Below are 13,866 nucleotides of genomic sequence, written 5' to 3'. Positions count from 1 at the left end.
TATTGATGGGGCAGAGGCAAGTGCTCTTACCTATTCCATTGTTGAGACAGCTAAAGCTAATGGTGTTGATGTTTACTACTATCTGAAATATCTTCTCATGAAATGTCCAACATCTCTAACTAGCGATGAAGATCTTGAGAAGCTTTGCCCATGGAATCCTGAATGCAAAGAAGCTCTGGACGAACTCCATCGTCAACATCAGAATGCAATCTTCGATGCACTGTAATCTTTATCATATGTGAATTGTCAAGGTGCTCCAGTCTCCTACGAGGCTGGGGTATATTTTATGGGCAAAAGCCCTTGTACCTAATAATATTTTTGCGGTGGATGTGTTACCCACCGGAAAATTTAGCGCTTACGTTAATCCATCCATATTCTCATATTTATCAATAATCCAAGTGTAAGTTTTTTCCATTTTATCTTTCAACTCTGGAGGTTCTACGGCTAATACTGATAATCCAAAGCTTCTTAGTATTCGCGCAAAGTCATCTAAACCTCGCACATTGTCTTCATATATATATTTGTATATACAACCTTCGGGAGGATTATCAATTATTCGTATAGATGAATCTTTTCTAATGCTTGTTAGATTACGAAATCTGGCAATAACGTTGCCAAAGTCTTGGAGCAGTACTTTAACATGGTATACCTTGGGATAATAGCCTGGTCCAAACATTTCGTTGTATATTTGATAGTATTCTTGCGAATGAAAAATCTTGTTGGGCAGGCTTTCTTCTGTAATGGTATCTATGAAATCTAATCTATCGGCTTCGATACGTTTATGGGTGTGGTTATAGCATAAAGCATAGAAAGAATTTGTTTCTACACTATAAAAAAGCAAGCCTACAGAGACAGTATCGTGGCGCTCCTTGCCATTATATTCAGAATGAAGCGTTATGCGATAATCTTTGTATGAATGGCTAATGAAATAGTTGAACCTTTCAATTTGGAATTCACTAATCTGATTTATTTTTCCGAATCTTCGCTGCTCATTTTTTGAGCCATCCCAAGATATTATTTTTTGAATTTTATTGTATGCTTGTTTTATGGGCAATAGTTCAGAAGTAGCAGAAACATGTTCCTCATATTTCAAACAAAATTCAGATAAGCTGTCTCCTGAAATAGGAATAATATATGGAGCTTTGCTAGTGAGGTTGTAAGTTACTTTTTGCCCTTCTTCCATAGAAACTAATCCAGCATCTCTTAAGGCATTTAAATCTTTTCTCAGAGTAGTGATGGAGATGTAATCATTGGCAACATCGATATCATCCTCTTCAATAATAGATGTAGCTGATTCTGATCTTATGGATTTAATTAGGCTATTATCGTCATAGACTTTTCTATTGTTAAGCTTTAATGAGTATTCCATATCATAGTCTTTAACACTAAGTGTTTTAAGAACCAGATCCCTAAAGCTGAGAGCACCATATCTTGAAAGAAGGAATATGATGATCCATTGTCTTAAGTCAGCGTCTTTTATTGCAGGTAGCACGAGCTGGTTATCTAATTGCTCTAGCATGAGAATACCGCTCCTTGGGGGCGATACAATGGTATATCCATCAGCCCGTATTGAATTTAAGATTTCGCTTAGTCTAGATTTAGAGATTCCGGTATCTGAAATCAGTATTTCTCGTTTTATTTCTTCATTTGAGTGTTGTAAAAGGTATTTGAGCACTATTTGCTTGTAATCGTTTTTTGCCATGATCCACCTCTGAAAAACAGTATATATCTTTATTTTAAAGGAAATAGGAGAAATAACAAGTATAATTCGGAATAAGAATGAACTGAGGGCTGTACTATGTATATATAAAGAACAGGGAAGAAAAAGAAAGGCAATTTAAAAGAGGTTATACAGCAGTTGTGTTTGTGTTGTTTGTGTATCTCTTATTTGATTTGTGGTTGTCTCCTTTAGCGGTATAGCCTCTTTTAAATTGTCTTTTGTTTGATAGTGTTATTCATATTAATCGAATTTTGAATGAAATGATCCTTCCTCTGGATAGTAGAAATTCGAAGCTCTATTCTCATGGAGCAACTAGGCTAGTAGGGGAATATAAAGGAGATCAGCTGGCCGAATCCTTTCTAAGACAAACTTCAAAAGAAGCTGTTATAAAAAGTAACTAATAATAGATTTTTATGATAATCAAGGAGGAGATTTACTATGGCAGAATTAAAGTGTCCACATTGCGGTCAGGCATTTACAGTTGATGACGCGGAGCTTAGCTCAATTGTAAGTCAAATAAGAGACAGAGAATTTAATAAGGATGTTAATAGCAGATTATTAGAGTTAGAAACTACTATGGCAGAAAAACACCAGCTGGAGCTCGATGCAGTGCGTAACGAGGTCGTTCTTGAACTTAAAGAATCACATGATAAAGAAATTGAAAAGCTTAGAAAACAGATGGACAAGCTTGAGAATGATAAGAAAAAATTGGAAAACGACAATCAGAAACTTCAAAGTAAAGTCGAAGGTGCTGAGTCTAAGCAGGAGATTGCGGTTCTTAAAGCTGTGAAAGAAGCAGAGGATGAAAAGCATGATCTTGAAAAAGAACTTCAATCTGAAAAGGAAAAGGCCCAGATTCTCCTAGAAGAAAAAGACCGTCAGATAGAGTTTTATAAGGATATGAAAACTAAGATGTCAACAAAGATGGTTGGAGAAACATTAGAGCAGCATTGTGAGATTCAGTTTAATCAGCTTAGAGCGACTGCTTTCCCTAATGCATACTTTGAAAAAGACAACGATGCTCGTTCTGGTTCAAAGGGCGATTATATCTATCGAGAATTAGATGAGTATGGGAATGAAATTATTTCTATTATGTTTGAAATGAAAAATGAGATGGACACCACAGCTACAAAGCATAAGAATGAAGACTTTTTCAAAGAACTGGATAAGGATCGCAGAGAGAAAAACTGTGAATATGCTGTCTTGGTATCATTACTGGAATCAGATAGTGAACTCTATAATGGTGGCATTGTTGATGTATCCTATAAGTACGAGAAAATGTATGTTGTTCGTCCACAGTGCTTCATTCCAATGATTACTCTGCTTCGTAACGCAGCCATGAATGCGCTTATGTACAAACAGGAGCTTGAAGTTATTAGAAACCAAGATATTGATATTTCTAATTTCGAGGATTCGTTGCTGCAATTCAAAAATGATTTCAGTAGGAACTATGATATTGCACATAATCACTTTGATAAGGCAATTGAGGAAATCGATAAGACGATTACGCATCTTGAAAAGGTGAAGAAAGAATTATTAGGTTCTGACAACCAGCTTCGTATAGCAACTAACAAGGTTGAGGATGTTAGTGTGAAGAAACTAACAAAAGATAATCCTACTATGAGGATGAAGTTTGAAGACTTAAAGGATATTAAATAGAGCTGGTAACAATGAAATGCTTTTCCTATAAATTTGATATAATGAGTAGAGGTATATTATGTCTGAGAATATAGATTTTGAAAGACTTCGCAATGACCTTATGACCGAATACGGCGCGCAGAGTGCTGTATTCTCCGGAGTTTTTGGCTTCATGAAAATGTGTGATGTTCAGGATGCATCAAACGAGAAACTTATTGAAATGGCCAGGAGGGAAGGGCTGGATATAGATAAGTACAAGAATATTTGATACGGATGCAATATGAGAGGAATTAGGCTATGAGAGCAGAAGACAAGTCATTTTATTTTTAGCAACACCAAGTTACTACGATATTCCATTCTTTCAGAGAGCATATGTGTGGGATGACGATAACTGGAGTGAGTTGCTATCAAATCTAACCAGTAGAAATCAGAACCATTTTCTCGGGTCAATCATTCTGAAAAATGAATTGGCAACCTCTGGAAATGTTTCGAGGTTTTCTGTAATAGATGGACAGCAGCGTCTTACAACGGTAAGTGTTTTGCTGCGTGCTTGCTATGATCATATCGTTAAAAATGCCGAGAAATATGGTTATGACGAAGATATCTTGAAGACTTGTCAGAACTAAAGTACCGTGTTGTGTTAACATGGCTGGTTCAGAAGCGTTGAAGAAACTGAAAACAGGTATAGATTTGTGGCAAGACAGGTATCTGGCAGTAACTAGTTGTTAATGAATCTGCTGGTCTGATTGATTGGGTGATTAGTATCATTTCTTAGGCATATATTTAGAAAAAAGCCTACAGTAACAATGTTGCATCTGCTTTTCTTTGTTTAGGCATTGTTACGCGGCGTTTGCATAGTGGGAGACTTATTGTTTTTTCCAAAATGATAGATATGATAATTACAGGAAGATCTGATCAAGCATTGATAATTGTTGGAGGGGTAACATTGAATAATCTAGAACGTCGTGATAAAGAGATAGCTTATATTTCTGATGATTCTGTAATGGATGAACAGAAGAAGTGCAGAAAGATATTGCAGAAACTGAATTTTATGGATAGGAGCGATTTTGATGGGATCCTGGAAGTTGTTGCAGAGCTTCTTCCGGGATCAGAAGGTGCTTTTATCAATCCACCATTCTACTGCGACTATGGAACACATATTAAAGTGGGCAAAAACTTTTTTGCCAATTACAACTGCACTATCATCGATGTGGCAACAGTCAGTATAGGTGATAACTGTCAGATGGCGCCTAATGTTGCTATATATACAGCAGGGCATCCGGTATATCCAACCACTCGCAATTCAGCATATGAGTATGGAATAGCAATTACTATAGGCGATAATGTCTGGCTTGGCGGCAATACAGTGATTTGTCCCGGAATTACTATTGGAGATAATGTTGTTGTAGGCGCAGGCAGCGTTGTTACCAAAGATATTCCAGACTGGAGTATCGCTGCAGGTAATCCATGCAGGGTTATTCGTACTATTACAGAGGATGACAGGAAAAAACTTTTCAAGGATGAACTAATAGATGAGGAAGCCTGGAATGACATTGTAGAGCGAGGTTTCGCTGAGTAAAAGAGGATTGTACTATGATTGATAAAATGAAATGGCTCAGACAGCCAAAAGATTTTCAGATTAATGAAAATAGTATAGAAGTAACAACAATGCCGCATACAGATCTCTGGCAGAGGACTTATTACCATTTTCGAAATGACAATGCGCCTGTATTTCAGATGGATACAGAAGAAAAGTTCTTTTCATTTATAGTTAGGACTGATTTTACAGACAGCCATCATCGTTTTGATCAGTGCGGTATAGTCATGTATCTTGATTCAGAGAATTGGCTTAAGGCTTCCGTTGAGTATGAAAATGATAAGTTCCAGCATCTTGGATCTGTTGTTACTAATCATGGATATTCTGACTGGGCTACTACTGCAATTCCTGCAGATGTCAGAGAGATGTGGTACAGATTCAGTAGAAGAGAGGATGATTACTGCATTGAATGCTCTTACGATGGATTAGAATTTTCTCAGATGAGAGTATGCCATATGTGGGAAGGTGCGGGGAAGATTTCTTTTGGTATATATGCTTGTAGTCCGGAAGACTCAAGCTTTAAGGCAGTGTTTACTAATATGGAGCTGACAGAATGTGCGTGGAAGGCTCACGATGGGCAGCAGCCGGATCAGGTACCTGACTCTTTGTATAAAGTGTAAAAGCACATGATGACATTTGCTTGTAAATAAGGATGTAACCGTAACGCTTAAATAGGGGGATGAGTAGAATGTTTTTCAAGAAGAAGCCTGAAAAGCTAACCTATGACAAGGATAATAAGAAGCCGGTTATTAGAGCGAGTATTTGTAATGGTGAAATGGTAGCCGGTTTTCAGGATATTCATACCGGGGTTTTTGAGGAAGTGATGCTTGTAAGAAGCGATGCAGAAATCGCTGATTTTATGCATCAGTATGGGATTACGGAAAAGGTTGAGAAGATTTACTGATGGAATTTGTAATAAAGCATTTTAAAGAGCTCAGCACCACAGAGCTTTATGAGATATTAAAAACCAGAGCTGAGATTTTTGTAGTAGAGCAGGACTGTGTATATCAGGATCTAGACGATAGTGACCAGGATGCGATCCATGTTTTTGGTTGGAATGATTCCGGCAGAGTTGCAGGGTGTCTCAGAGTATTTTGGAAAGATCATGATGAAGCGGAGATTCTTCCAATATAAGCATTTAACGTGTGCGAAATTGATGTAATGTCAAAAACGCACACGTTAAAACACTAGAAGTTTTTACCTTTTCTCATGAAGTCCACAAGATTAATGTGTTCTATACCATTGCGCTTCTGAAGGAGCGAATCTACAGTGGCAACATATTTAGGGTAATTGTCTTTTATAGATTCAAGAGGTTTGTATTCGCGGTCTTCTGTATCTTTGGACAGTGCTATTGTATAAGCAACCTGTACATAGGAATAACGCATCTCATTGTCCCTTAGGATAAAGTCGCATTCCAGTTTCCCAATCCTTCCGACACTTACAGAATAGTCGTGGGATCTTGCGTATATATATATGATGTTTTCAAGGACGGGACCGAAATTTATCCTATTATCGGTGTTTTGGACATAATAAAACCCGGTGTCGGACAGGTAGTATTTTTTCTCTCCGCTTAAGGATTTTTTCGATTTCATGTCGAACCTTGGACATTCATATAGGATCTTAGCATCCAGTAAGGCTTTGATATATCGTGCTATTGTTGCCTCACTGATTGGGGTCCCGGTTTTCTCAATTGCTTTCTTAAGACTTTTCAGGCTTGTTGTTGCACCGAAATTATTAATGATATATTTTTGAACAGTTTCAAAAGTGCTTTTATTGCGGATTTTCAATCTTCTTCTGATGTCTTTTTCAAAGATCTCATCGATAACGCTTTGTACATATCTACGTTTTGCAGCCATATTATCAAGAAGGATCGTTCTGGGAAATCCGCCTTCCAATATGTAGTTCTGTAACTCTTCCTGACGATCCGGTGCGATCTCTTTTCCGTAGAACTTTTTAATGTCTTCATATTCCTCGAAAGAGAGTGGGAACATTTCAAATTCGATATATCTTCCGGTGAGTTTTGTCATAAGCTCACCACTTAAAAGATATGAATTTGAGCCGGTAATGAAGATTGACCATTCGTTAGTTCCGCGAAATCCATTTAGTACAGTCTCAAACCCTTTTACATTCTGTACTTCATCGATAAAAAGATACTTTGTACCGTTTATTGCAGAAACCGATTCGATCAATTGTTCCAGCTGTTCCGGCTTCAGGATCTTGTTGTAGTCTTTGCTGTCGAGATCAAAATAAATAATATTCTCCGCCGGAATTCCGGATTCCTTAAGTTCGTAAGCAATCGTCTCCATGAGACAGGATTTTCCGCATCTTCTGACTCCAGTGATCACTTTGATAATGTCAGTCGTATGATAAAAGTCGCGGATCTTTTTCAAGTAGTTTTCTCGAGGGTACCAATCCATATCATTATTCCTTTCGAAGGTGTTTTCATTCATATGTTATCAAAGCTAAGCATCAGAATCAAGTTTAACGTTTGCGATATTGCAAAAATATCAAAAACGCTAACGTTAAAATCAACAAGTATGGTCACGCCATACTTTTATTAATCCACCGTTTTACAGCGACTACGGAATACATATTAAAGTGGGCAAAAACTTTTTTGCCAATTACAACTGCACTATCATCGATGTGGCAACAGCCTGATTAAAAAATATATGTATACATCACTTGCAACGCACAACTCATACTCGACAAAATTCAAAGATCTTTGATTTTTATCGAGTACAAGTTGTGAATTTATGTCTATAATGATATAATGTAATCGACAAAATTCAAAGATTTTTGCAAAAGTGAGGTTATATATGGAGTATTCTAGAAATCTTTATTTAAATCGATTAATAGAGCGAAAGCAGAACGGACTTATAAAGGTCATAACAGGAGCCAGAAGAGCAGGTAAATCGTATCTGCTAAATGAGCTTTATTATAAGTATCTATTGAACTTGGGAGTTCCAAGTACTAATATTATTCGCTTCGCCTTTGATTCCGACGAAGACATAGATTTACTCGATGCATACATTCCAGAAGAGTCTACTAAAATTGGACAAAAACCAGATATGCTTTTTGTTAATGCAAAGAAGTTTAGAGCATATATAAAAGACAAAACCAATGATAAAGATAATTTCTATCTTTTACTAGATGAAGTTCAATTGCTTGATAATTTTGTTGGAACCCTTAATGGCCTATTAAGACATACCAATTACGATATTTATGTTACTGGCTCTAACTCTAAGTTCTTATCATCAGATATTGCAACTGAATTTAAGGGAAGAGGGACAGTAGTACATGTATTACCATTGGCCTTTTCAGAATACATGCAAGGAACAGAATTGTCTCCGGAAAGGGCTTGGAGAGAGTACGTTGTAACAGGTGGAATTCCTCTTGTTGCACAAATGCGAAGTGAGGAAGAAAAATATACTTATCTTAAAAACCTTTGTGAAGAAACATACTTAAAAGATATTATTACTCACAACAGAATTAAGAAAAAAGTAGAGCTTGGCGATACATTCAACATTCTAGCCTCTATGATTGGTAGCCCGGTTAATGCAAAGAAGATAACAGATACATTTAAAACAAACTTAGATAAAGGTATTACTAGGGACACTATCATTGATTATATTGATTATTTTCAGGATGCCTTTGTCGTTTCAAGAGCAAATAAATATAATATCAAAGGTCGAAAATATATCGGGTCTCCATTCAAATTATACTTTGAAGATGTGGGTGTAAGAAACGCCAGATTAAACTTCAGACAGATTGAAGAAACTCATATTATGGAGAATATTCTGTATAATGAGTTGCGATATAGAGGTTTTAATGTTGATGTTGGAGAGGTAACTATCAATGAAAAAACTGATCGTATAGATGTAAATGGTAAGCCAATATATGCAAAGAAAGCGTTAGAAGTTGATTTTATAGCAACAAAAGGAGATCAGAAGTTTTACATTCAATCTGCTTTATCGATGGAGTCAGAAGAGAAGCAGACGCAAGAGAAAAAGAGTCTATACTATATCGATGATTCATTTAAGAAAATAGTAGTTGCTAAGACTGGCCTCAATCCTACATATGACGATGAGGGTGTATTAACAATAGATTTGTTTGATTTTCTGTTAGACGAAAAAGTTTTGGAGAGCTAGTGTGCTGGCTCGTTCATATTTAATCAAATTACGAAGGATATCATAAGATTGACACATAAGGTTGTTTACAAACATCTATGAATCATGAAAAGGTTCAGGAGAAGGTAGGTGGAATTATGGGTGGAAAAGTACTGGATTTACCTGATTTTAAAGTTTTTCGTGAAGGCAAGGCTGAGGGCTTGAAAGAAGGCGAAAAAGAGCGTCAGCAGATGGCTCAGGAAATAAAGGAAGGCGAAGAAAAGCGTCAGCAGATGGCTCAGGAAATAAAGGAAAGCGAAAAAGAGCGTCAGCAGATGGCCGAGGAATTAGAAGTTCTTAAAAGAGAATTGGAACAGCTTAAAAAGGATAAATCTTAATATTTGTATAGTGAATAATAATCCCTTGCGGCATCTGCGCCGTGAGGGATTATTATTATTGCAACTTATAATTAGTTTTTTGTTACAAAAGGGAGAGCAGCATGAGCAGAAACATGCTTTCTAATAACTGTTGCGACATCCTTAGATATCGAAACTATTTCATTATCGATATCTTCTTTTACAGGGAACCAGTTCTGATCTGGTATAGTAAAATCATATGCTTTTAAGAAGTCTTCCGATGGGAGCTTTCCAGTTATTAGCTTGGTAAGTACCATTGAAACAAGGAAGTCGCCGATTGCAGATGCATGCTCCCCATCGCGGTAGTACAGGTCTGCGCCCAAGGAATCCTGAAGCTCCTTCATAGCAGAGCTCCAAACTTCTCCAATTGGAGCAAGTAATGCACCTTGATCCTTTGCAAGGCTCTGATATCTTCGATTCATTTCAGTCTGGTTCTCAGGCTTTACTTTCTCTGCCCAGGTTTCAAATATGACAGGAACAGTATTAGCTTTTTTGCACAGTTCTATGATCCTTGCAGCGTAGGCTATTGTATCTGCTTCGTCAGTCATCGGATGTGCCTGCTCCTGAATTATGCAGTAGTCATATTTTCCATGAAGAATGTTGAACCTCTCAGAAAAGTATTCTTCGCCCATATGCCATTTTAAAGATCTGGCAGAATATGCCAGCATTACTACTTCGCACTTTTCGCCGGTTGCGCTTTCAATCATCTCGCTTACGAGCTGCGGCATATCATTCATATATGTATGGCTGTTACCAATAAAAATTATTCTCATGTGATCATCCTTTCTTATGTCCACATCCAGCGGATCATCTTTTTTGATTGTTCAAAGCCAAGCTTTTTGGCAATTCTATGGATGCGGTATTATCATTTACTAAAAAAATATTTTTTGTTAAAAAACGATATCAGTTATTATACCTGGGAATCATGCGTCTTACAATCGAGATTGATTGTAAACGGATAGCTGTTTACTATATTATAATGATGTAGGTGTGACACCATATAAGGATCGGATTGTTTAGTGAGATTCTTAGAGTGGGAATTTGGTTTTCATGAAGATGCCATGAACGAGACAGAAAAGGAAAAAGTTATATGATAAAGAAAATTATACTGATAGTAATAGTAACCTTGTTGGCAATTATATTTTGGTTCGAAGTTCCTGTTACCGAGCACATAACAGTCAGCGGAAATGATAAGATTGATACTCCCATCAGGATTGCGCTTATAACAGATCTTCATTCCTGCTATTATGGCAGGAACCAGTCGCAGCTTATCAAGATGATAGATGATGAGAATGTGGACATTATTCTGATGTCCGGTGATATCTTTGATGACAAATTTAGCGAAAAGAACGCAAGGCTCTTCATAGAAGGTGTCTGCGACAGATATCCATGTTTCTATGTTACAGGCAATCATGAGTTCTGGAGCGGCAGGCAGGATGAGATAAAAGAATACCTTGAAGCAAATAATGTAACGGCTTTGGAGGGAGAGTATTCTGCCATCGAGGTTAATGGAAATACCATTGTGATAGCAGGAGTTGATGATCCAACATACATGACTATGGATGATTGGATCAGGCAGTTAGAAGCGACGGATTGTGGTGAGGAATACCAGGATAGCTACAAGATCTTGTTGTCGCACAGACCTGAACTTGTCGATGTATACGCAGGCTATGATTATGACCTTGTAGTATGCGGACATGCTCATGGAGGACAGTGGAGGATCCCTTTTACAGGAGTAGGCGTTGTTTCCCCAAATCAGGGGCGTTTTCCAAAATATGTTGACGGCTTATATGAGCTTTCAAATGGTACAGATATGGTTGTAAGCAGAGGCCTTTGCCGTGAAAGAATGCCTTATCCAAGATTTTTCAATCATCCAGAAGTCGTAATAATAGACGTTGAGTGAACCGATTGTAGCCGAATTAGTAGATGTACCAGAGCGAATTGTTGTCTTCAAAGAATGATAATATGAGTAAGAATGTAATTTTTATGATATTATTTTAGAGTTATATGAATTGCAATATGAATTTAAATGGAGGAAACTACGTTGATCAAAGATTATATTTCTAAAGTTGAAGCAGGCAAGTGCAGCGCAAAGGAGATCAAACTTATCGCGATCTGTCTGATTCTTATTGGAATTATTATTGGAATGATCCTTTCACCTGCAAGGGTGTTTACATTCGGAAGCTTTAATGGAAACACAGGAAGCCTCACCACTCCTGATCTTAAGAAAAAGAAGATGACCTAATTGCAATACTTGATATAGCTACGCTTTTGGGTTAAAGAAAAAATCCTGTTGAGATAAGGCTTATAGCAAATCTCAACAGGATAATTTAAAATAATTGTCTTGAACAAACACTAAAGAAAATATCACATATTTACATTGAACAGATTTCTAAGTTCATTGACAATATCTTCTGAATCAGCATCTATACAGACAGCTTCATTGATCTCTGAAAGGCTCTTTAACTGAGTTTTGTCTGAATCGCTCATCTCATAACCGATTGTATATACAGATATTCCAAGTCCGCCTACGATAGGAGTGATACGGTTTAAGCTGTATCCGGCATTCTGAGCACCATCTGACAATACAAACAGCATACAGTTAGCATCAGGAACATCTTTCTTGGCATCAAGGAGCATCTGGAGTCCTACAAGAACTGCATCGTAGGTAGCAGTCTGACCGCCTACATTAAGATCTTTGACAGCGCCGCTGAAATATGCTCTTTGAGTATTATCGAATTTGGCAACCGGAAGATTTATATATACATCATCACTATAACTTACAAGTCCTACATAGTTACTGGAATCAATATACTGCATCGTATTAAGAAGTGAATCCTTAAGTGAATTGATACGAGTACCATTCATAGAGCCTGATATATCAGTGACGAATACTGCGATTGTGGGTCTTGATCCGTTCTTGTTGGTCTTCCATACTTTCTGTGCAGAGAGATAATCAGAACCTGTCATACCATAATCTTCAGATACGTAATCATCATCAAGATTGAAACCTCTGTCAGTAGCCATCTTCTGAGCTTCATCAGTAAGACAATAATCTATGAACATCTTAGCAGCTTCAAGTCTGTCACCTTCTGTCCAGCTGAAGGCATAGGCAGGATGGTCGTGGCGTACACCTGCAGGAGTATATACGTAGTTTTTAAGGTCAGCTGTGTTGATATAGGTCTGCTTCTCCATAACCATGGCATTGATGATACCTTTTTCTGCAGAAGCCTTGAGTATAGAAGTAGTATATGCTGCAGTTGGCGCATTGTTCTGATACTCTACAAGCTTGGATACTGCATTTTCTGAAAGAGGATCAGAAGGATCAAAAGAGTGAAGCATGGAGCACAGGATGTTCATACCTGTAGCAGATGTATATGGATTAGTATAAGCGAATACAAGATCACCTTCGATGGCTGCTTGAAGTATGCCGTCTACAGTTACTTCGCCGTGTTTTTCTGAATATGTATCATATACATCTTTGGACAAAAGGATACCTGCGGTATTACCTGCAAGTCTGTCAGCAAGGAGAGTGGTGTTGACACCGCTTGCATTAAGCATATCTCCCCACATGTAGTTAGAAGGTATGTATACATCGGGCTTGTAGCCGCCTTCTGTTATGTAAGTAAGAGTCTCACCTGAAGAAATCTTCCTTATAGAGACGCTTACACTCTGGCCATTGATAGTATAGCCTTCCTTGTTGAAGTTCTGCCCTACAGCTACCAGCCATTCATCCGGATAACTGCTACCGGAGAACTCTGAAGGTGCAGCGATTTCGATGTTAATGCTTCCGCTGCCTGTCAGCATCATCTCAAAGGTATCAATATCTGCCAGTGAATCAGCTACTGATGCTTCTGACATATCTACGTCAAGTCTTGGTGATACAGTAGTAGGTTTGATATCCTTTACAAAAGTGTCAAGCTCCGAAACAGCATCATCATAGCTTAGTGCATTGTCCAGAGTTGAGTTTCCGGTCTTGACGCCGGAACAGGCTGTAAGTGATACAGCCAGGGCAAGTGAGATTACCCCATTGATTACTTTTTTCATAAGTAACTCCTCCCATTTTTAATTATATTAGGCGTTTGCGAAACGCCAAAAGCCGCATAAATACGGCATTTTTATTGCAATAAAAATGAATAACCCCTCACCGGATATGGTAAAATAGAGTTGTCCAAAAACTACCTACCAACACTCAAGAAAGGAGTTATTCTGATATATATGATACCATACAAACAGCTTTCTTTGGCTGATATTTATTCAGACTGCCAGGATAAATTTGAAAATGACAAGCCTGCATTTCTGTCTCTATTAGAAACCTATATCGATCTTGATGAAATTATTCCGATTTCCTTTAGAAATCATTTCTATGCATCAACGGGAAGATCCCGT

16 protein-coding genes and 1 pseudogene are annotated in these 13,866 nt (G+C 37.6%); 13 read left to right on the top strand and 4 right to left on the bottom strand.

The annotated features are described in order from the left end of the window. The coding region (locus BMX21_RS20130; RefSeq protein ID WP_177174116.1) for a transposase domain-containing protein at nt 1–226 on the top strand (226 nt) is incomplete at its 5' end. 129 nt (nt 227–355) lie between these two features. On the opposite strand, the gene BMX21_RS18615 is transcribed toward BMX21_RS20130, so the two are convergent. Next, nucleotides 356–1,702, bottom strand: coding sequence for a WYL domain-containing protein (locus BMX21_RS18615; protein ID WP_092046933.1), 1,347 nt, complete (start codon nt 1,700–1,702; stop codon nt 356–358). A 456-nt stretch (nt 1,703–2,158) separates the two neighbouring features. Here BMX21_RS18615 and BMX21_RS18610 point away from each other — a divergent pair, with 456 nt between their 5' ends. The 7 genes from BMX21_RS18610 (at nt 2,159) to BMX21_RS18580 (ending at nt 6,089) form a co-directional block, all read left to right on the top strand. After that, nucleotides 2,159–3,379 (top strand): DUF2130 domain-containing protein, encoded by a 1,221-nt coding sequence (locus BMX21_RS18610; RefSeq protein WP_092046931.1) that lies wholly within the window; start codon nt 2,159–2,161, stop codon nt 3,377–3,379. 58 nt (nt 3,380–3,437) lie between these two features. Further along, nucleotides 3,438–3,626, top strand: a complete 189-nt coding sequence (locus BMX21_RS18605) for a hypothetical protein (RefSeq protein WP_092046928.1) — start codon at nt 3,438–3,440, stop codon at nt 3,624–3,626. Between the two features lie 49 nt (nt 3,627–3,675). Beyond that, nucleotides 3,676–3,984: a DUF262 domain-containing protein gene (locus BMX21_RS20250; RefSeq protein ID WP_442857327.1), complete on the top strand. Its 309-nt coding sequence runs from the start codon at nt 3,676–3,678 to the stop codon at nt 3,982–3,984. 320 nt (nt 3,985–4,304) lie between these two features. Further along, complete coding sequence (locus BMX21_RS18595; RefSeq protein ID WP_092046940.1) at nt 4,305–4,937, top strand: sugar O-acetyltransferase; 633 nt, start codon at nt 4,305–4,307, stop codon at nt 4,935–4,937. Nucleotides 4,938–4,951: 14 nt separating this feature from the next. Further along, entirely contained in the window at nt 4,952–5,575 is a 624-nt protein-coding gene (locus BMX21_RS18590; protein ID WP_092046925.1) for a DUF1349 domain-containing protein, read from the top strand. A gap of 68 nt (nt 5,576–5,643) precedes the next feature. Beyond that, complete coding sequence (locus BMX21_RS18585; RefSeq protein ID WP_092046921.1) at nt 5,644–5,859, top strand: aspartate dehydrogenase; 216 nt, start codon at nt 5,644–5,646, stop codon at nt 5,857–5,859. Then, complete coding sequence (locus BMX21_RS18580; RefSeq protein WP_092046917.1) at nt 5,859–6,089, top strand: GNAT family N-acetyltransferase; 231 nt, start codon at nt 5,859–5,861, stop codon at nt 6,087–6,089. Before BMX21_RS18585 ends, BMX21_RS18580 begins: the two co-directional genes overlap by 1 nt. A 53-nt stretch (nt 6,090–6,142) precedes the next feature. Here BMX21_RS18580 and BMX21_RS18575 read toward each other — a convergent pair whose 3' ends face one another. After that, entirely contained in the window at nt 6,143–7,405 is a 1,263-nt protein-coding gene (locus BMX21_RS18575) for an ATP-binding protein (RefSeq protein WP_242829123.1), read from the bottom strand. Between the two features lie 366 nt (nt 7,406–7,771). Between BMX21_RS18575 and BMX21_RS18570 the strand changes: the two genes are divergently transcribed. Beyond that, nucleotides 7,772–9,103, top strand: a complete 1,332-nt coding sequence (locus BMX21_RS18570; protein ID WP_092046913.1) for an ATP-binding protein — start codon at nt 7,772–7,774, stop codon at nt 9,101–9,103. Between the two features lie 116 nt (nt 9,104–9,219). Continuing rightward, entirely contained in the window at nt 9,220–9,459 is a 240-nt protein-coding gene (locus BMX21_RS18565) for a hypothetical protein (RefSeq protein ID WP_143057303.1), read from the top strand. A 71-nt stretch (nt 9,460–9,530) separates the two neighbouring features. Here BMX21_RS18565 and BMX21_RS18560 read toward each other — a convergent pair whose 3' ends face one another. Further along, nucleotides 9,531–10,250 carry a hypothetical protein gene (locus BMX21_RS18560; protein WP_092046906.1) on the bottom strand — a complete coding sequence of 240 codons (720 nt, stop codon included), beginning with the start codon at nt 10,248–10,250 and terminating at the stop codon, nt 9,531–9,533. 317 nt (nt 10,251–10,567) lie between these two features. Here BMX21_RS18560 and BMX21_RS18555 point away from each other — a divergent pair, with 317 nt between their 5' ends. Beyond that, complete coding sequence (locus BMX21_RS18555) at nt 10,568–11,380, top strand: metallophosphoesterase (RefSeq protein WP_092046903.1); 813 nt, start codon at nt 10,568–10,570, stop codon at nt 11,378–11,380. 141 nt (nt 11,381–11,521) lie between these two features. Beyond that, a complete protein-coding gene (locus BMX21_RS18550) occupies nt 11,522–11,722 on the top strand; it encodes a hypothetical protein (protein WP_092046900.1) in 201 nt (66 codons plus the stop codon). Nucleotides 11,723–11,844: 122 nt separating this feature from the next. Here the strand turns inward: BMX21_RS18550 and BMX21_RS18545 are convergent, their stop codons facing one another. Next, nucleotides 11,845–13,524, bottom strand: coding sequence for a vWA domain-containing protein (locus BMX21_RS18545; RefSeq protein WP_092046895.1), 1,680 nt, complete (start codon nt 13,522–13,524; stop codon nt 11,845–11,847). 171 nt (nt 13,525–13,695) lie between these two features. Here BMX21_RS18545 and BMX21_RS19225 point away from each other — a divergent pair. Beyond that, nucleotides 13,696–13,866: pseudogene (locus tag BMX21_RS19225) on the top strand (ISNCY family transposase); the annotation flags it as partial.

This window comes from Butyrivibrio sp. TB, from assembly GCF_900110805.1.
Classification (GTDB): domain Bacteria; phylum Bacillota; class Clostridia; order Lachnospirales; family Lachnospiraceae; genus Butyrivibrio; species Butyrivibrio fibrisolvens_C.
The sequence above is the reverse complement of the archived record's forward strand: the minus strand, read 5'-3'. Positions and strand labels throughout refer to the sequence as shown.